19 protein-coding genes, 1 pseudogene and 1 riboswitch are annotated in these 16293 nt (G+C 45.9%); of the genes and pseudogenes, 10 read left to right on the plus strand and 10 right to left on the minus strand.

Translation table 11 applies throughout. From position 1 onward, the window contains the following. Positions 1–38 precede the first annotated feature (38 nt). From CLOSYM_RS18380 to ribD, 5 genes are all read right to left on the minus strand, one after another. Positions 39–449 carry a Fur family transcriptional regulator gene (locus tag CLOSYM_RS18380; protein ID WP_003499350.1) on the minus strand — a complete coding sequence of 137 codons (411 nt, stop codon included), beginning with the start codon at positions 447–449 and terminating at the stop codon, positions 39–41. A gap of 141 nt (positions 450–590) precedes the next feature. Then, positions 591–1055, minus strand: a complete 465-nt coding sequence (gene ribH / locus CLOSYM_RS18385) for a 6,7-dimethyl-8-ribityllumazine synthase (protein WP_003499352.1) — start codon at positions 1053–1055, stop codon at positions 591–593. Between the two features lie 26 nt (positions 1056–1081). Continuing rightward, complete coding sequence (locus CLOSYM_RS18390) at positions 1082–2281, minus strand: bifunctional 3,4-dihydroxy-2-butanone-4-phosphate synthase/GTP cyclohydrolase II (RefSeq protein WP_003499353.1); 1200 nt, start codon at positions 2279–2281, stop codon at positions 1082–1084. 23 nt (positions 2282–2304) lie between these two features. Then, a complete protein-coding gene (locus CLOSYM_RS18395) occupies positions 2305–2967 on the minus strand; it encodes a riboflavin synthase (RefSeq protein WP_021643294.1) in 663 nt (220 codons plus the stop codon). Then, the gene (ribD, locus tag CLOSYM_RS18400) at positions 2948–4060 is read right to left on the minus strand and encodes a bifunctional diaminohydroxyphosphoribosylaminopyrimidine deaminase/5-amino-6-(5-phosphoribosylamino)uracil reductase RibD (RefSeq protein WP_021643295.1); all 1113 of its coding nucleotides are present in this window, start codon (positions 4058–4060) and stop codon (positions 2948–2950) included. Before ribD ends, CLOSYM_RS18395 begins: the two co-directional genes overlap by 20 nt. 433 nt (positions 4061–4493) lie before the next feature. Then, a riboswitch (FMN riboswitch) is annotated at positions 4494–4608 on the minus strand. A 507-nt stretch (positions 4609–5115) separates the two neighbouring features. Between ribD and CLOSYM_RS18410 the strand changes: the two genes are divergently transcribed. Both CLOSYM_RS18410 and CLOSYM_RS18415 read left to right on the plus strand, forming a co-directional pair. Further along, positions 5116–5676 carry a flavin reductase family protein gene (locus CLOSYM_RS18410; RefSeq protein WP_044902836.1) on the plus strand — a complete coding sequence of 187 codons (561 nt, stop codon included), beginning with the start codon at positions 5116–5118 and terminating at the stop codon, positions 5674–5676. 94 nt (positions 5677–5770) lie between these two features. Next, complete coding sequence (locus tag CLOSYM_RS18415) at positions 5771–6412, plus strand: hypothetical protein (RefSeq protein ID WP_021643299.1); 642 nt, start codon at positions 5771–5773, stop codon at positions 6410–6412. Between the two features lie 21 nt (positions 6413–6433). Here CLOSYM_RS18415 and CLOSYM_RS24140 read toward each other — a convergent pair. After that, positions 6434–6505, minus strand: a pseudogene (locus CLOSYM_RS24140) (DUF5131 family protein); the annotation flags it as partial. A 202-nt stretch (positions 6506–6707) separates the two neighbouring features. Between CLOSYM_RS24140 and CLOSYM_RS18420 the strand changes: the two are divergent. From CLOSYM_RS18420 to ytvI, 7 genes are all read left to right on the plus strand, one after another. Continuing rightward, positions 6708–7202 carry a MarR family winged helix-turn-helix transcriptional regulator gene (locus CLOSYM_RS18420; protein WP_021643301.1) on the plus strand — a complete coding sequence of 165 codons (495 nt, stop codon included), beginning with the start codon at positions 6708–6710 and terminating at the stop codon, positions 7200–7202. Then, complete coding sequence (locus CLOSYM_RS18425; RefSeq protein WP_009295910.1) at positions 7199–7387, plus strand: cysteine-rich KTR domain-containing protein; 189 nt, start codon at positions 7199–7201, stop codon at positions 7385–7387. Before CLOSYM_RS18420 ends, CLOSYM_RS18425 begins: the two co-directional genes overlap by 4 nt. Before the next feature lie 69 nt (positions 7388–7456). Then, complete coding sequence (locus tag CLOSYM_RS18430; RefSeq protein ID WP_021643302.1) at positions 7457–7891, plus strand: cytidylate kinase-like family protein; 435 nt, start codon at positions 7457–7459, stop codon at positions 7889–7891. Between the two features lie 185 nt (positions 7892–8076). Continuing rightward, on the plus strand, positions 8077–9402 hold the full coding sequence (locus CLOSYM_RS18435) for an MATE family efflux transporter (RefSeq protein WP_003508949.1): 1326 nt from the start codon (positions 8077–8079) through the stop codon (positions 9400–9402). Between the two features lie 14 nt (positions 9403–9416). Further along, positions 9417–9959 carry a GNAT family N-acetyltransferase gene (locus CLOSYM_RS18440; RefSeq protein ID WP_021643303.1) on the plus strand — a complete coding sequence of 181 codons (543 nt, stop codon included), beginning with the start codon at positions 9417–9419 and terminating at the stop codon, positions 9957–9959. A gap of 54 nt (positions 9960–10013) precedes the next feature. Next, positions 10014–10763 carry an amidinotransferase domain-containing protein gene (locus CLOSYM_RS18445; protein WP_021643304.1) on the plus strand — a complete coding sequence of 250 codons (750 nt, stop codon included), beginning with the start codon at positions 10014–10016 and terminating at the stop codon, positions 10761–10763. Between the two features lie 103 nt (positions 10764–10866). Continuing rightward, the gene (gene ytvI, locus CLOSYM_RS18450; RefSeq protein WP_044902838.1) at positions 10867–11985 is read left to right on the plus strand and encodes a sporulation integral membrane protein YtvI; all 1119 of its coding nucleotides are present in this window, start codon (positions 10867–10869) and stop codon (positions 11983–11985) included. A gap of 89 nt (positions 11986–12074) precedes the next feature. Here the strand turns inward: ytvI and trxB are convergent, their stop codons facing one another. The 3 genes from trxB to CLOSYM_RS18465 all read right to left on the minus strand — a co-directional run bounded on the left by trxB (position 12075) and on the right by CLOSYM_RS18465 (position 14334). Beyond that, the gene (gene trxB / locus CLOSYM_RS18455; protein WP_044902840.1) at positions 12075–12986 is read right to left on the minus strand and encodes a thioredoxin-disulfide reductase; all 912 of its coding nucleotides are present in this window, start codon (positions 12984–12986) and stop codon (positions 12075–12077) included. Positions 12987–13022: 36 nt separating this feature from the next. Beyond that, on the minus strand, positions 13023–13346 hold the full coding sequence (gene trxA / locus CLOSYM_RS18460; protein ID WP_003499383.1) for a thioredoxin: 324 nt from the start codon (positions 13344–13346) through the stop codon (positions 13023–13025). 280 nt (positions 13347–13626) lie between these two features. Next, positions 13627–14334, minus strand: a complete 708-nt coding sequence (locus CLOSYM_RS18465; RefSeq protein ID WP_044902842.1) for a hypothetical protein — start codon at positions 14332–14334, stop codon at positions 13627–13629. A 308-nt stretch (positions 14335–14642) separates the two neighbouring features. Here CLOSYM_RS18465 and CLOSYM_RS18470 point away from each other — a divergent pair, with 308 nt between their 5' ends. Further along, positions 14643–15221: a DUF1989 domain-containing protein gene (locus CLOSYM_RS18470; protein ID WP_003499389.1), complete on the plus strand. Its 579-nt coding sequence runs from the start codon at positions 14643–14645 to the stop codon at positions 15219–15221. A 115-nt stretch (positions 15222–15336) separates the two neighbouring features. Here CLOSYM_RS18470 and CLOSYM_RS18475 read toward each other — a convergent pair whose 3' ends face one another. Continuing rightward, positions 15337–16083 carry an alpha/beta fold hydrolase gene (locus CLOSYM_RS18475; protein WP_021643307.1) on the minus strand — a complete coding sequence of 249 codons (747 nt, stop codon included), beginning with the start codon at positions 16081–16083 and terminating at the stop codon, positions 15337–15339. Positions 16084–16293 lie beyond the last annotated feature (210 nt).

A 16293-nucleotide genomic window follows, 5' to 3' on the forward strand; every position in this document is an offset into this window, starting at 1 on the left:
AAAAAGTGCTTGACTTTTTATTAGCAGGCTTTCTATCTTTATTCATCTTTGCGGCATCCGCAGTAACCATACAGAACCATATGGCGTTTATCCAGCTCAAATCCATGTTCTTCACAGATATGCCTGAATAAATCATCCAGCCTGGAACATTCCAGGGGGATGAAGCGGCCGCACCGCAGGCAGACCAGCTTCCCCGGCTTCCCAAGCTCCTCCTTATCGGCATAACAATACCGTATCCTGGAGCCGTCTTCGGACGGGAGCTTCATCACTTCCCCATCCTCGGCCAGACGCTCCAGGCCCCTGTATATGGTTGTCTGCCCCACATGCACGCCCTCCTCCCGAAGACGGTCCATGAACTGCTCTACCGTAAGAAAACGGGATTCCTGCTTTTTTAAGCAATTTAAAATGATTTCCTGTTGTTTTGTCCTGTATCTGCCTCTTTCAGACATATTCAGCCTCCCAATTTGAAACTGATTTTCATTTTACATATTATAACAGTATTTCCGGTATTGTCAAGGTAACTTTTTATCATCTGGAGGACCGGACTGTGAGCAGTTATGTCCCAATGCGGGGCGGTTGACCATAAAATGTCAGTCCATCGCACGGAGCAGGTTCACCATCTCGATGGCGCTCACCGCACAGTCAAATCCCTTATTCCCTGCCTTTGTCCCTGCACGCTCTATCGCCTGTTCTATATTTTCCGTGGTGAGTACGCCGAACATGACAGGAACGCCGCTCTGAAGCGAAACGGAGGCGATTCCTTTTGACACCTCGCTGCACACGTAGTCATAGTGTCCCGTACTCCCCCGGATAACTGCGCCGAGGCAGAGTACTGCATCATATTTTCCGCTCTTTGCCATTTTTGACGCGGCCAGCGGTATTTCAAAAGCTCCCGGAACCCACGCCAGGTCAACCTCATCTTCTTTTACGCCGTGGCGCGACAGACCGTCCATAGCGCCGCTAAGCAGCCTGGATGTAATAAATTCATTGAATCGGGCGGCAACTATGCCGACCTTGACGCCCTGTGCTATCAATTTACCTTCTATTGTTTTCATCGTTCTTCTCTCCTCTTTGTTGTGTCTCAGTATTTTAAAATATGGCCCATACGCTGCTGTTTTGTTTTGAGATAAAATAAATCATGGGCCGTAGCATCCATTTGAATCGGCACCCGTTTTGTTATCTCCAGCCCAAACTCCGAAAGCTGATATACTTTATCAGGATTATTTGTCAAAAGACGCATGCTTTTTACTCCTAAATCACGGAGTATCTGTGCTCCGATATAATATTCCCTCTGGTCTCCCGGAAAACCCAGCGCCAGATTGGCCTCCAGAGTGTCCATTCCCTGTTCCTGCAGCTCATAAGCTTTCAGCTTATTGATTAGCCCGATGCCTCGTCCTTCCTGACGCATGTACAGGAGTATCCCCCTTCCCTCCTTCTCAATCCGCGTCATGGCGGCGGCAAGCTGTTCACCGCAGTCACAGCGCAGAGAGCCGAAGGTATCACCTGTCAGGCATTCGGAGTGCACCCGGCACAGCACGTCCCTGCCATCCCCGATTTCCCCCTTGACCAGCGCCACATGGTGTTCCCCGTTCAAACGGTTCACATATCCGTATGCCGTAAACGCTCCGTACTTTGTCGGCATCACGGCGGCGGTCATGCGATCGACCAGTTTTTCACGGCATTTACGGTAATGCTGCAAATCCCGGATAGTTATAAATTTCATTTCCCATCTCTTCGCCAGTTCCCAAAGCCCGGGAGTGCGCATCATGGTTCCGTCCTCCCCCATAATCTCACAGCAAAGGCCGCATTCCTTCAGGCCGGCCAGCCGGCACAGATCCACAACTGCCTCTGTGTGCCCGTTTCTTTCAAGAACGCCGTTCGTCCTTGCCAGAAGGGGAAACATATGGCCCGGCCTGCGGAAATCCTCCGGTTTTGCATCATCCTCCACACATTTCATTGCCGTAACGGAACGCTCGGCAGCGGAAATCCCTGTTGTTGTAGTGACATGATCAATGGATACCGTAAATGCCGTCTCGTGATTGTCGGTATTCTGTTCAGCCATTTGTGGGATTTTCAGCTTTCGGACATAGGCCTCCGACATTGGCATACAGATCAGGCCCCTGCCATGGGTCGCCATAAAATTAATATTGGCTGTGGTGGCAAATTCCGCAGCACAGATAAAGTCCCCCTCATTTTCGCGTTCCGGATCATCCGTCACCAATATTATTTTTCCATTCTTAAGCTCTTCGAGAGCTTCTTCTACCGTATCAAATTCAAACATTCTCTTTGCCTCCTTAAACTGTTCTAGAAACCGTGACGTGACAAATATTCCGCCGTAACAGTACTCTGCTGCGGCTGCGCTTTCTGAGTGTATCCTGCGGCTGGATGTACCAGCTTTTCCAGATATTTTGCAATGATATCTGTTTCCAGATTGACACTGTCCCCCACGCGGCGTTCCCCTAAAACGGTGACACGCAGCGTATGAGGGATTACGGAAACGGAAAAAGAAACCGTATCTGTCTGTGCAACCGTCAGGCTGATGCCGTCTATTGTAACGGAACCTTTCTCCACGATGTAACGCAGGATCGCCGGTTCTGCCCGCACCGTATACCAGACCGCCGTATCGTCGCGCCTGATCCTGATTATGGTTCCCACGCCGTCCGCATGACCGGCTACAATATGCCCTCCGTATCGTCCTGCTGCCGGCATGGCCCGCTCCAGATTTACATGCATCCCCCGTCTCAGCCCCAGGAGGGCGGAACGATCCAGCGTCTCATGCATAACATCGGCCGTAAAACCTCCTGCAGGAAGAGAGGTCACAGTCAGGCAGATTCCGTTTACCGCTATGCTGTCACCCGTCTTCGTACCTTCCAGAACCGTACGGGCCTGAATATCCAGCGCAGCAGAATACCGTCCCCTCACAATTCCTCTCACAATTCCCATTTCCTCAACAATTCCCGTAAACACTGCCGTCCACCTCACTCTCTATCAGAAAATCTTCCCCCAGGCGGATTATCCTGCTGTTTTTCAGGACAATGCCGTCACCCGGGGACAAAAAACCGGCGCCCTCCACCGGGGTTTTGGAAGTCTCGCCTCCAAGCAGTTTGGGAGCGATATATGCTTCTGTCTTCTGTACAATCCCGCTCTCAAGAGCCGCCCAGTTTAATGTGCCTCCGCCCTCCAGCAGGATACTGTCAATTCCCTGTTTTCCCAGTTTCCGCATTAATTCACGCAAATCCACATGGCCGTTTTTCTCCCTCACGGTCAGAACAGAACATCCTGCTTTCTGATAAACCATATGCCTTTCCGGATCGTCACAGCAGGTCGCTATTACAGTCGGCGCCTGCCCGGCCGTCGCAACCACCCGGGCGGCAGGAGGCGTCCGAAGTCTGGTATCACAGATAATCCGGACGGGATTTTTCCCGCCTCTCACACCACGGCAGGTCAGCAGCGGATCATCCGATATTACGGTTCCCACACCTGCCATAATGGCGGTGTAGCGGTGACGCAGTTTCTGCACATGATGCCTGGCCGCTTCTCCCGTAATCCATTTAGATTCCCCGGTGACGGCTGCAATTTTTCCGTCCATCGTCATGGCATATTTCATAACTACAAAGGGATGCTCTGTCCTGATGTAATGAAAGAACACTTCATTTAATTTGGCGCATTCCTCCCGGAGGATATCCTCGGTCACGCTGACACCGTGTTCCCGCAGGATACGGATCCCCTTCCCTCCGACAAGAGGGTTTGGATCGGCTGAACCGACCACCACACGGCTGATTCCAGCCTTCAAAATGGCCTTCACGCAGGGCGGCTGTTTCCCTGAATGGCAGCACGGCTCCAAAGTCACATACATCACTGCCCCCTTCGGCGGCTCCGTACAGGAAGAAAGTGCGTTTTGTTCCGCATGGGGGCCTCCGTATTTCTGATGATATCCCCTGCCGATCACGCGCCCTTCCTTAACAATCACCGCTCCCACCATCGGATTCGGCGCCGCCAGGCCGCAGCCTTTCCTGGCCAGACTCAGCGCCATACGCATATATTTCTCATCGTTTAACATAAAATTTACCTCCAATCAAGAATGAAACCCGCTCACGGGATTCTCCGCCTGCGGCGGGTCGCTTCGGCGACATGATTCCCTTATGCCGCAGGCATTGGCTCACTTAGCGAGTGTAACGAGCTTAGTGAACAAGCCCTCTTTAGAGCTGCGCTCCTCCGCGGAGCGGTTTTAATTTAACAGGAGAACTTTCCTGTTAAATTAAAAAGCCCTGAGCAAAAGCTCAGGGCATGACAGCGTGGAACAGAAATAGAATATTCTCCGTTTGCGGAGGATCGCTACAGCGGCATAATTCCTTGCCGCCGCATTATGTACCTGCGCGGAGCATTTTTTATTTAACAGGGAAACTCTCCTGTTAAATAAAAAATAAAGCTCCGGAATGCTGAAAACATCCCAGAGCAAATTTCTAATACACAGAATAATAACATCCTGCTTCCATTATCTTCTTTCATCCAGACTGTACTGTCGGCTTCGGAGTTACACCGAATCATGCCTTGCGGCTCGTGGGCTATACCACCGGTAGGGAATCTCACCCTGCCCTGAAGATTTTATTTAGTTGATTTAGTTATTATAATCGATCACAAATCAATTTTCAAGCAATTTCTGCCGGCATCCGCCACAATCACCGCTCCAAGCGCAGAGAGCGGGAGTACGGAACCGGAATGAAATTCCCGGATATCCCTGTCATATTCCCAAATGTTTTGCTGCTCCGGCTTCCTTTACTTTTAGGGCAAAATCCTGTATAATCAATATATTTCATAACCAAAATATGACATGATACCAGGGTCAAAAGGTTGGAAATCTGATGCAAGCTTGCTTGCATGAAGATTTTTAATCTTGGGACCCGCCAAAAACATGAGTAAGAAGCCATTTTTCGCAGAAAAATGAGCGGATTGCGAATGTTTTTGAGGATTGTGAGAGCACGCAGTGCGGAGCAATCCGGTTTCAAAGGGGGCAAAAGACCTTTTGACCCCAACATCATGACAATTAGAAGTTATATAATATGCTGCATCCAACGATAAAAGATGTTGCCAAGAAATAGTAAGGAGGCGTTAATCTTGAGGAAAAATTTTGGAGCTAAACCGTATACTTATCCGCAGCCGGTGCTGATCATTGCGACGTATAATGAAAATGGAACTGCCGATGCAATGAATGCCGCATGGGGCGGTATCAGCGATGACACGCAAATTTCCATGTGTCTGAGTGCAGAACACAAAACCGTAAAGAACATTCTGGCACGCGGTGCTTTTACCGTCAGCATGGCAGATGCCGCCCATGTGACGGAATGTGACTATGTGGGCATTGTCTCAGCCAATGATGTCCCGGATAAACTGGCAAAGGCCGGTTTCCATACTACAAAGGCTGAATTTGTGGATGCACCGCTCATTGACAAGCTTCCGATGGCGTTAGAGTGTACCCTGGTCCATTATGACGCTGAATCCTGCCGTCTGACGGGCGAAATTGTCAACGTCAGTGCGGACGAACGCATACTTGGAGAAAACGGGAAAATCGACCCCGGCAAGCTGGATCCCATCACATTCGATCCTGTCAATCACACGTATTTAAAGCTTGGCGCGAAAGCCGGCAATGCCTTTAAGGACGGTCTGAAACTGAGATAACCGCAAAGCTCCCCTGAGCCGCATAGGATGTTCTGTAACGGTTCAGGGGGCGTTTGGATGATATACTTGGTAAGAGGAGAAAGGAGGCAAGCAGATGGAAATATCCGGACTGCAGATCGTATTCATACTAATCGTATTGGCGGAATGGATTTTCATGGGCTCAACTCAAGTTTTCCGCGGATACATGGCTGAGAGCTGGGAAATGCCGGTAGGACTTAAGAGCGCAGGATATGCGGCTGCCTTTGGTATTCTGTTTGCCTATTACATCGGAGAATGCCTGATTTACCGAAAAAAGCCTGACGGCTCCCAGCCGATTGTCCTGCGCCGCCGGGGAATCCTTTGGGCTTTATTATTCTATGTCCCATATCTGCTTTACGGCTTTGCAGGAAATGTGATTTTTCTGTTTTGGGAGAATGGGCGCAAAGAGGGAGCGGTGTTTTTTCTCGTAAAACTGCTGGCCTTTATTGGACTGTGCGTGAAACTTTATAAAATGCCAAAAGAGCGCGGGGCAACTTCGGCTCTGCATGGGACAATCCGGCCGAAGTTGGACAACGGTCAAAACGCATGGGAGCTGCTTTTTCGCATCTGCGTCATTGGTTTTTTTATCCTGATGTGGTCAGAGCCGGTCTTTTTGAGATTTCAGGGATTTATTATAACGGATATCATATCGCTTCTGAAACCGTTGATGCTTATCTATATTGTGATATGTCCGGTGCATGGGAAATATAAGGATTAAATCATTTCATTTTATTCGGCACCGATAAACATAGCAGTTCGCACAGCCGGGACTGATCTTCTTGCAGCCATGCCCTGGGTTCCAGGTTGCCATATCACACCTCTCTTTCTCCGGCGTTTTCCCGGACTTTGACATTCCCCGTAAAAAAGCTGTTTCTAATTCAATTATTTATGTAAAACTCAAATCCCTCAACATTATTCAGCCATGCATGATTTGCATATTGGGTCTTGACAAAATCCGAAATCGGATTCATAATAAAACCGAAATCGGATTTTAAAACTATGGAGGAACCATTATGTTAAAAACGGTCAAAGAACAAAACTTAGAATTAAACCGCATTTGGAGAATGCAGGATCAGTTATATCAAGCTTACGCTACTCGCTGCGGTTTGTCTTCCGTATCCTTTTGGGTATTGTATACCTTAAGTGAGGCAGATGAGGTCTACACTCAAAATGCGCTTGCCGAAATGTGGTATTTTCCGAAGCAGACGGTTAACTCAGCAATCGCAGGTCTTGTAAAAACGGGATATATAAGACTTGAACAGATTGCCGGGGCAAGAAACAGTAAGGCGGTAAAACTGACGGAACAGGGATTGGATATATGTAAACGCCTTGTTAATCCTCTTGTACATGCTGAGTTGAGTGCATTATTAAAAATGTCGGAGGAGGAACGCCGAATGTTCCTGGAACTCTCCGACAAACAGCAGCGTTTCCTGCGGGCTGAACTGGATGCCGTTTATCAAGATGAAGCAGTCGATTTTAATGCAGGCAGCAAAGAGGTGCAAAAATGAATTTAGAGCAATGGGTTCTATGCCCTTTCTGTAAAAGCAAAACCCGGCTGAAAATACGGGATGATACAGTATTAAAAAATTTTCCGCTGTTTTGTCCTAAATGCAGGCATGAAACACTTATAGATGCAGAACAAATGAATATATCCGAAAGCAAAGAGCCAGACGCAAAGACGCAGAGCCGATAATCCGTATATTAGATACGATTATCGGCTTTTCTATTTATAAAGTGAAAACATAAATGGAGGAATTATTTAATGAGGATTATTACAATCAGCCGGGAATTTGGAAGCGGCGGCAGAGAAATTGGAAAACGACTTGCCGGCCAGCTCGGCGTTGATTATTATGACAAAGAAATTATCACCGCTATTGCAGGTAAAAAAGGATTAGACGAAGATTACGTGTCTGATATATTGGAGCATCACGGGTGGCAGAATGTACCGCTGACTTTTTGCCGTTCCCTTACAACGGTGACTGTAGTACGGTCTGTCAAAGCCGATTTATTAGTGGAACAGACAAGAGTAATCGAGAGTATTGCAAAGGCCGGAAAGGATTGTGTTATCGTTGGACGAAATGCAGATGAATTGCTCAGGGTGCATCACCCCTTTAATGTTTTTGTCTGTGCTGATATGGAGTCAAAAATTCGCCGTTGTATGGAGCGGGCTGAAAAAAACGAAAATTTGTCCCGATAAGAACTGGAACGAAAAATTCGCAGCATTGACAAAAACCGTGCTGAGGTTCGTGAAATTATTACACATAAAGGCTGGGGAGTACATACCTCCTATCACCTGACAGTCAACGCCACCGATTGGAATTTGAAGGAATTAACATCAGCCGTTGCAGCGTTTGCCGAGAGCTGGTTCAGGAGGACAAACCCATGATACAGCTCTCTGATCACTTTAATTATAAAAGACTATTACAATTTACATACCCCACCATTGTCATGCTGATTATCAGCTCTGTCTATGGTGTGGTCGACGGTTACTTTGTATCAAATTTTGTAGGTAAAACACCATTTACCGCAATCAATTTTATTATGCCCTTTCTCTTGATATTAGGGTGTGTGGGATTTCTGTTTGGAACAGGCGGAGGGGCATTGATTGCTAAAACAATGGGCGAAGGCAGGCAGAATAAGGCCAGTGAGCAGTTTTCCTTACTCATCTATGCCTCTTCCATATGCGGTGTGCTTTTAGCTGTATTTGGTATGGCAGCGCTGCGGTGGATTGCGTCTGCATTAGGTGCAGAAGGCCGGCTGTTAGAGGACAGCGTTACCTATGGACGGGTGGTTTTACTTGCCATACCGGCGTATATCCTGCAATGTGAATTTCAATGCCTGTTTGCCACGGCAGAAAAGCCGAAACTTGGTTTGTACATTGCAATTGCCGCAGGAGTAACTAATATGGTACTTGATTTCCTGTTTATCGTTGTATTTAAATGGGGATTGGTTGGTGCAGCTGCCGCTACTGCAATCGGCCAATTGATCGGTGGTATTGTTCCTGTAATTTATTTTAGCCGTCCTAATGACAGCCTGCTCCGACTTACTAAAACGAAATTTGATGGATCGGTTTTGTTGAAAACGGCTTCTAACGGTTCTTCTGAATTGATGACCAATATTTCTACCTCTGTTGTCAGTATGCTTTATAATGCACAATTACTGAAATATGCCGGAGAAGACGGCGTTGCATCATATGGAGTTTTGCTATATGTTGCGTTACTCTTTCAAGCTGTGTTCATTGGATATTCCGTAGGGACAGCTCCAGTTATCAGTTATCATTATGGTGCGAAAAACCATAACGAGTTATCAAGTTTGCGGAAAAAGAGCATCTTTATCATAATCGCCTTTGCTGTTGCTATGTTTGCGGCAGGGGAACTGCTGTCAAAACCCATTGCAATGCTTTTTGTCGGCTACGACCAGGGATTGATGGATATGACGCAGAGAGCTTTTATGATTTACTCTTTTTCATTCCTGTTCTCCGGATTTGGTGTTTGGGGTTCCAGCTTTTTCACTGCGTTAAACGACGGAGTAGTATCTGCCCTTATTGCTTTTATGCGTATCCTGGTATTCCAGGTTGCATCTGTGCTTATATTCCCATTGATTTGGCAGCTGGACGGTATTTGGTTCTCGATTGTTGGGGCGGAATTCATGGCAGCGATTGTTACCGCATTGTTCTTAATTGGCAAGCAAAAAAAATATCATTACTAAATTGAGGTGTAAATATGAATTTAATGATTAAAACCGTTACTTCAGATTTTGAAGATATAAATGCTCTTGAACGTTTAAATAATGAAGCGTTTCCAGCAGAGGAACGCATGGAAATCGATGAAATGATGCAGTTAATTTCCAGACAGATAATTGAAGTGACTGCTGTTTATGATGATAGTACCTTTGTCGGCTTTTATGCACTGTCTGTCCGTAAACCCACTGCCTATGTATTCTTCCTGGCGATTGACAGTTCCAAACGCTCCAGGGGCTATGGCAGCAAAGCGTTGGCCTTGATGAAAAAACAATATGCCGGTTATCAGATTGTCTTAGATATGGAAGCTATAGATGATGAAGCGGAAAACATTGAGCAGCGTAAAGCACGTAAAAGCTTTTATCTTTGCAATGGCTATCATGAAACAGGTTATTACCTGGATTATAATGATTTAATAATGGAAGTGTTATGTGCGGATGAAGAACTGGATGCAGACAGCTTTCGGATACTTTTGGATAAATTGAAAATCAGGAAGACACCGTTTGTATTGGTCCGAATGAATTGAAATAACTAAACATAATTGAAATAACTAAACATAAAAGATGGAGAAATGATTTAAATGAAAAAAAGATTAGCCGCAGAATGGGAACCGATTAAGGGAGTTATGATTGCCTGGCCAGCATTTCTTCCACACGCTTATATAGTAGATTTAACACAGAATTACCATGTCTATCTGTGTGTCCCCGGCCAGGATGAAGAAAATAATGCAAAAAAATATTTGACGGAATGGGGCGGAAACATTCGCAACGTTACATTCTGCCAAGGCCCCCAGGGGTTTGATGCCCCCTGGGTAAGAGATTGGGGAATGCACCCGATTTTTGATGAAAGCAGGAACTTCCATCTTGCTGGTGCAGAATACCAAATGTCCACCCCTTTTGTAGCGTATGAGAACCCTGAAGTCATTACAAATCGAACCGGGTATACAAGAACTGGCTGGGGTACAGAAGATGTAGCACATTGCCGGACAAGAGCGGTATGGGACGAAAATATGCTTTATATTGCTGTCAGAAGATTGGAGGAGGAAGAACCTGCTAATCAGGTATTAGATATTCATGTTAATATTGTTGATTACAGCAAAGCCGGATTGATTAAAGGAAGTCTGAAATTATATTATCGGGAAGCAGGGGGAACGGAATGGAACTGCCAACCGCTTGAAACAACAAATGACAGAGAACTTTTCCTCGGAAGTCTGATGGGAAACCCCGGCGATACAATCGAATATTATGTTGCTGCTGAAAGCAAGTCGGGCAGGAAAGAAACCATGCCAAGAGTTGCTCCCAAAGGCACTTATAAAGTGCATATAAGGTAAATAATCTCAAACACACTATATGGAGCCGATTAACTGCAAATAATTGGGACAATCGGCTCCATCAATGATATTTGTTCAAATAAAACGAACGAGGAGGTCGGATATGCCAGAAAAAATTATACAGCGTAAATGCTTTGTCATAAATACCGCTTACATTCTTATTGCTGCCATGCTTGTGCTGCTGACTATTTTAACCGCGGGATTGCTTATGCCTTTTTGGATTGCTCTCTTTCTTTCCGCTATATTACAGCCGATTACCAGATTGTTAAGCGGAAAACTGGGACTAAAAAAGAAAGGATTATCAACAATCGTACTATTCCTATTTTATCTGCTGCTGTTTTGTATCCTTATCTTTGGTATAGCAGAAGTTACAAATTTGTTTGGAGATTTATTTCAAAGTTTCCCCGACTATTATAAAGATACTATCGTGCCCGCTCTTGGCTCTCTGGGTAACTCCATTGAGCAGATATTCTCCATTATTCCTAATGAATTCCGCCCGGATATGGCAGGGCTGCAAATGAGTATAATGACATGGATAGAAAAGATCGTATCTGCAATTTCACAATATGGACTTACCTTTGCAGGCAATGTGATTAGTGGGTTTACTTCCAGCATTTTGTCTGTTTTAATGACCATATTACTTTCGTATTTTATCACTGTTCAGTATGATACAGTCGTTGCTTTCTTGAAATGCCAGCTGCCTGATAAAATTCGTACATTTGGTGCAGACATCAAACCCTTATTAAAAAACTCTGTAGTGAAATATCTCAAGGCAACATTAATCCTGATGTTCATTACATTCATTGAACTGGCAATAGGGCTTAGTATCATAAAAGGAAGCAATCCCATTGGAATGGCTCTGGGAATTGCAATATTTGATGCACTGCCTGTTTTCGGTACCGGCGGCATTATGATACCTTGGATAATTATTGAGCTGTTAAGCGGAAACTATGCTCTGGCCGGTGGATTGCTTATACTCTACATCATAATTACTATCATGCGTAATATATTAGACCCGAAAATTTTAGGATCACAACTTGGTATTAACCCTATTGTGGTACTTCTTGCCGTTTTAATCGGCGGCAGGCTCCTGGGAGTTTTGGGAATGATTTTCTTCCCGATTACCGCTTATGTTTTGACGGTACTCCATGATGCCGGTAAAATTAAATTATATAAGAATCCACCTAAGTTAAATAATCAGAGCCGGATGCACAGCCGCTAAGCCGATATCTTCATTGGGAGAGCCGGCCGTTTTCGCTCCCGGCAAAAACGGTGGGAAGCGTTCTCTATTTCAGACCTTCCATCACTGAATCAGGCAAAATACTCTTCGATAAACCGTGAAGCGACTGCACCGTCGGCGGCAGCCGTAACAATTTGACGCAGCGGTTTCGTGCGGACATCGCCAACGGCAAAAACGCCCGGGAGATTCGTCTTCGTCGTCTCATCAGCTATGATGTAACCAGTCCCATCGAGGTCGACCTGGCCCCGGAACAGCTCCGTATCAGGAATCCGGCCGACTGCAACGAATACGGCCTCACAGGAAATCTCCTTCGCCGGACCGTCTAAAGATGCCACGGTAACGCCCGTGACTTTCTTATCGCCGTGTATCTCTGTCACCCGGCTGTTCCAGACAAATTCTATCCCGCTGTCTATCAATGGGTCCATATAGATTTTAGAGGCCCGCAGGCTGTCGCGCCGGTGAACCAGATATACCTTTTTGCAGATTTTAGCCAAATAGAGGGCGTCCGCCGCCGCACTGTTGCCGCCTCCCACAACGACTACCGTTTTGTCGCGGTATCTCATTCCGTCGCAGGTGGCACAGTAAGCGACTCCCCGTCCGCGCAGCTCTTTCTCCCTCTGCAGCCCCAATTCCCGTGGAGAAGCTCCGGTTGCAAGTATCACCGCTCTGGCCTCGATCTCTCCCTTTGAGGTGGTGATTTTTTTAATATCACCGGTCAGTTCTGCCGATTTGACGCTGACAAACGCAGTCTCCGCACCGAAACGTTCGGCTCCTTTCTGCATCTTCTCTCCCAGTTCAAAGCCGTCAATCCCCTCCTCAAAACCGGGATAATTATCCACCTGTCCGGTGGTTGCCATCTGTCCTCCCGGAGAAAGCTGTTCCAGCACAATCACCGAAAACCCGCTTCTCGCACAGTAGAGAGCTGCGGCATAGCCGCCCGGCCCGCCGCCGATAACCGCAACATCATAGGATGTCTGTTTCATCATGTACCTCCTTTGTACCATTCCTGCCTTACAATCCTATAAGGCGCCGTTTTCTCTGAGCCAGTCTTCAACTGCATCCTGTGAACCCGGGTTGACAACAGAGCTGACCAGTTCGCCGTCGCGGAACAGAAGCAGGGAAGGTATCGTGTCTATGTCATACTTCTCAGCAAGTTCAGGTTCCTCGTCTATATCAAGCTTCACCATCTTAACCGTCTCACCATGTTCTTCCGACATGCGTTCAATCGCCGGGGAAAGGCGTCGGCAATAACCGCACCATGGCGCCCAGAAATCCACAATAACCGGCCCCTTTGCCTTTAATACCGTCTCTTCAAAATTATTTTTAATCTCCTGTACTGCCATAATCCTGTCTCCTTCCTTAACTTTCCTGAATTATCTTCGTTTTTATCTGTAACTTTTTCAAATACAGTTGTTGTATCTTTATAATACTGTTATCCGGACGGATTGTCAAGAGAAATATTTAAAATTGTACAAATCCTTCTATTGAAACAACGATAACCTGCACGCTGCGCGCACAGGTCACCGTCAAATAAGACCCCTGGCTATCGGATACGGCATACGTTCCGACGGCCAGGGGCCTGAAAGGTTAAGTTTGATTCAGCTCATGGAAACTGTCTGGACTTTATTCTGCAAAAACCATAATCTGCAGAGCCGCGTTGTCCTCATCCGACCATACGACACATTTTCTGCCCTGTGTCAGATCATCCAGTGTCACAATGTTCCTTGTAAGATATGGAAATATGTTGCAATCGGATTCCACCGTGTACTCTGTGCCGTCTGCCGCTGTCAGGACGGACTTTGAAGTGGCTGCATCCGTAACCAGGGACTGCACTTCTATATAGTCCGGTACCTTCGCATCAGCGGGTATGTTGGCAAAAATCACATCTGCATTTGTCATTGGAGGGAGGCTCATGGTCATGGCCGGCCCGATGTATACATAGATGGTATCCCCATCCTTAATATCCTCTTCCTTAAGCGGAAGTCCGGTTACAGCATCGAGGATGTAAGTATACTCCTCCGAAACATTGAGGATGATCTCTCCGCTGATACTCATATCCGACTGGTTGTCAATGGACAGCCTGCCATCCTCCTGCTTTGTTACCGGCCCGTAGATACGGAGGGACTGAAGTGCATCCTGCCCGTTCATATCCTCAACGTTATCCGCCGCTGACTCCGCCGCAGTGTCAGCTTCTGTTGTCTCCTCTTTGGATGCCGCCTGGCTCTCCTGACGGGTTTCCGTGGCAGCGGATGCCCCATTGGATGCGCAGCCGCCTATGCCAAGCGCCAAAACCGTACAAATTCCTGCTGCATATAAACGATATTTTCTCAATATTCTCTTCTCCTTTTCATGGTTAATACCCGCCGGCCCTTTAAGCCGTGCAGAGCATTTATTTACTTGCAAGTAAAGTATATACGATTTGCCATTCATATCCAATAAAAAATTTCTTAATAATTCTGAATTTATAGAGAACATTGTAAGAAATATTTCAGATTTTTCGCTAAATTAGATCATTTATATCATCCTTCTCCTATCTCTTTTTGATGCCATATACTTTTCAAGAATAAATATGCACTGCTATATTTCTGTCCTGAGATATTGTATAATTATCTAAATATGAATTTGAGGAGAGTAAAAATATGAGTAAAGAGTATATCATTTCGGCATGTTCAGGAATGAAAATTGATGTTAAGCAGGGCCAAAGCATCACAGTGATCGATATTGAAGGCGGTCAAGTAGTGGATTTTTTCGCTGAAGCGGACGGAAATGAGAATGAATTTCTTTCAGCAGGAGTGACGATTGACTGTAACGAGTCCCTGAAAATAAATGTTGGTGATATTATTTATACAAATCTATACCATCCCATGATGGAGGTTATGTTTGACGATGTAGGAGAGCATGATTTGCTCCATCCATGCTGCCGGCCGGAAATGTATGACTTCTTCTATCATAATGGCAAAGATCATCCAAATTGCTTTGACAATATTAACAGAGCGCTTGGAGAGCAACGTCCCATTATCACACCCGTTAATTTATTTATGCACACGAAAATTAACACAGACGGCCGTATTTCAGTGGAAAAACCGATTTCAAAAGCAGGAGATAAAATTATATTAAAAGCTTTGATGGATATTACATTGGGAGTTGCCGCTTGCAGCGTTTCTGAAAGCAAATGCAATAGCGGGAAGTGTTCCCCCGTCAAAATTGTTGTTAACTAAAACAATTCCTGTTAATTTAATAGGAGGAATCCCGCTATGAAAGCAATAAGGACACCAGTAGCCCGGACTATCTGGTGTCCTGTATTTTATACACTATATTCGCTTTTTAATTTTGTCACTCCAGAAATTTACTAATCCGTTCCGCCGCTTCTTCTGCGTTGGAAAGAATTGCCGGATGCCGTCCTTCCGCAAATATACAAATTTCAGCTCCCGTTTCTCCGGCTATCGCACGATATTCGTCCTGAAAATCCGCCCTTGACATCTCATCGCCTTCGCTTCCCATAAGCAGAAGCGGAACCTGCAGACTGTGAAGCGGCTTTGAAAATAACGGCAGCTTTTCTCCAGCACATTGGAGCAGGGCTTTTGTATCTAAATCCACAACACGCTCCCAGTCTTCTCCCTGACACCATTGATAAAATTCTACCGCCAGGTTATCCGTTTTGGCGCCGGTCCGTTCCTGAATCAGATTCTTTGAAAAATCATCTGCCAATGTTCTGCCGTCAAAGCTGTCCGCCACCACTCTGCCAACCAGCTCGGGGCGCTCTAAAGCAGTATTGACGGCAACCCAGGCACCGCCGCTCGTTCCCACAAGATTGACCTTTTCCAGCTTCAAATGCTCCAGAAGTGCGATTGTCTGTCTGGCCTCCTCCATCCAAAGCTCTGCCGGAAATTCCTCAATTCGGTCCGATTTTCCATGTCCTAAAAAATCAATGAGTATCACATGAAACCGGTCCTCATATAAGGGCAAAAGTAATTTAAACATCCTGGAAGATGCCGTATTGCCGTGCAGGAAAAGTACGGGTTTTCCCTTTCCTGATTCTGTATAATAAATCTTTTTAGTCTGATAATAAAAATATGACATCCTTTGCCTCCTAATCGCTTTTCATTCTTCTGCTGCCTGATTAGCAAGGCTTGTAAAACACCAACACCTTGCCGTTAGTGCTTTTTTATCCAAATTCCCATATTTCGCAACCTCCATTCCTGATATACATCCAGTGTATCACAAGATTTAATAAAATACAATGCCTGCTCCAAATATTGATAGCGTCAATTTACTTTCGGATCAAATGGT

This window comes from [Clostridium] symbiosum ATCC 14940 (assembly GCF_000466485.1).
Taxonomy (GTDB): domain Bacteria; phylum Bacillota; class Clostridia; order Lachnospirales; family Lachnospiraceae; genus Otoolea; species Otoolea symbiosa.

Coding starts and splice junctions, on each gene's coding strand:
- CLOSYM_RS18380 (WP_003499350.1), bottom strand. CDS start 449: ATGTCTGAAAGAGGCAGATACAGGACAAAACAACAGGAAATCATTTTA.
- ribH (WP_003499352.1), bottom strand. CDS start 1,055: ATGAAAACAATAGAAGGTAAATTGATAGCACAGGGCGTCAAGGTCGGC.
- CLOSYM_RS18390 (WP_003499353.1), bottom strand. CDS start 2,281: ATGTTTGAATTTGATACGGTAGAAGAAGCTCTCGAAGAGCTTAAGAAT.
- ribD (WP_021643295.1), bottom strand. CDS start 4,060: ATGTTAAACGATGAGAAATATATGCGTATGGCGCTGAGTCTGGCCAGG.
- CLOSYM_RS18415 (WP_021643299.1), top strand. CDS start 5,771: ATGGAAATATCCGGACTGCAGATCGTATTCATACTAATCGTATTGGCG.
- CLOSYM_RS18420 (WP_021643301.1), top strand. CDS start 6,708: ATGTTAAAAACGGTCAAAGAACAAAACTTAGAATTAAACCGCATTTGG.
- CLOSYM_RS18425 (WP_009295910.1), top strand. CDS start 7,199: ATGAATTTAGAGCAATGGGTTCTATGCCCTTTCTGTAAAAGCAAAACC.
- CLOSYM_RS18430 (WP_021643302.1), top strand. CDS start 7,457: ATGAGGATTATTACAATCAGCCGGGAATTTGGAAGCGGCGGCAGAGAA.
- CLOSYM_RS18435 (WP_003508949.1), top strand. CDS start 8,077: ATGATACAGCTCTCTGATCACTTTAATTATAAAAGACTATTACAATTT.
- CLOSYM_RS18440 (WP_021643303.1), top strand. CDS start 9,417: ATGAATTTAATGATTAAAACCGTTACTTCAGATTTTGAAGATATAAAT.
- CLOSYM_RS18445 (WP_021643304.1), top strand. CDS start 10,014: ATGAAAAAAAGATTAGCCGCAGAATGGGAACCGATTAAGGGAGTTATG.
- ytvI (WP_044902838.1), top strand. CDS start 10,867: ATGCCAGAAAAAATTATACAGCGTAAATGCTTTGTCATAAATACCGCT.
- trxB (WP_044902840.1), bottom strand. CDS start 12,986: ATGAAACAGACATCCTATGATGTTGCGGTTATCGGCGGCGGGCCGGGC.
- trxA (WP_003499383.1), bottom strand. CDS start 13,346: ATGGCAGTACAGGAGATTAAAAATAATTTTGAAGAGACGGTATTAAAG.
- CLOSYM_RS18470 (WP_003499389.1), top strand. CDS start 14,643: ATGAGTAAAGAGTATATCATTTCGGCATGTTCAGGAATGAAAATTGAT.
- CLOSYM_RS18475 (WP_021643307.1), bottom strand. CDS start 16,083: ATGTCATATTTTTATTATCAGACTAAAAAGATTTATTATACAGAATCA.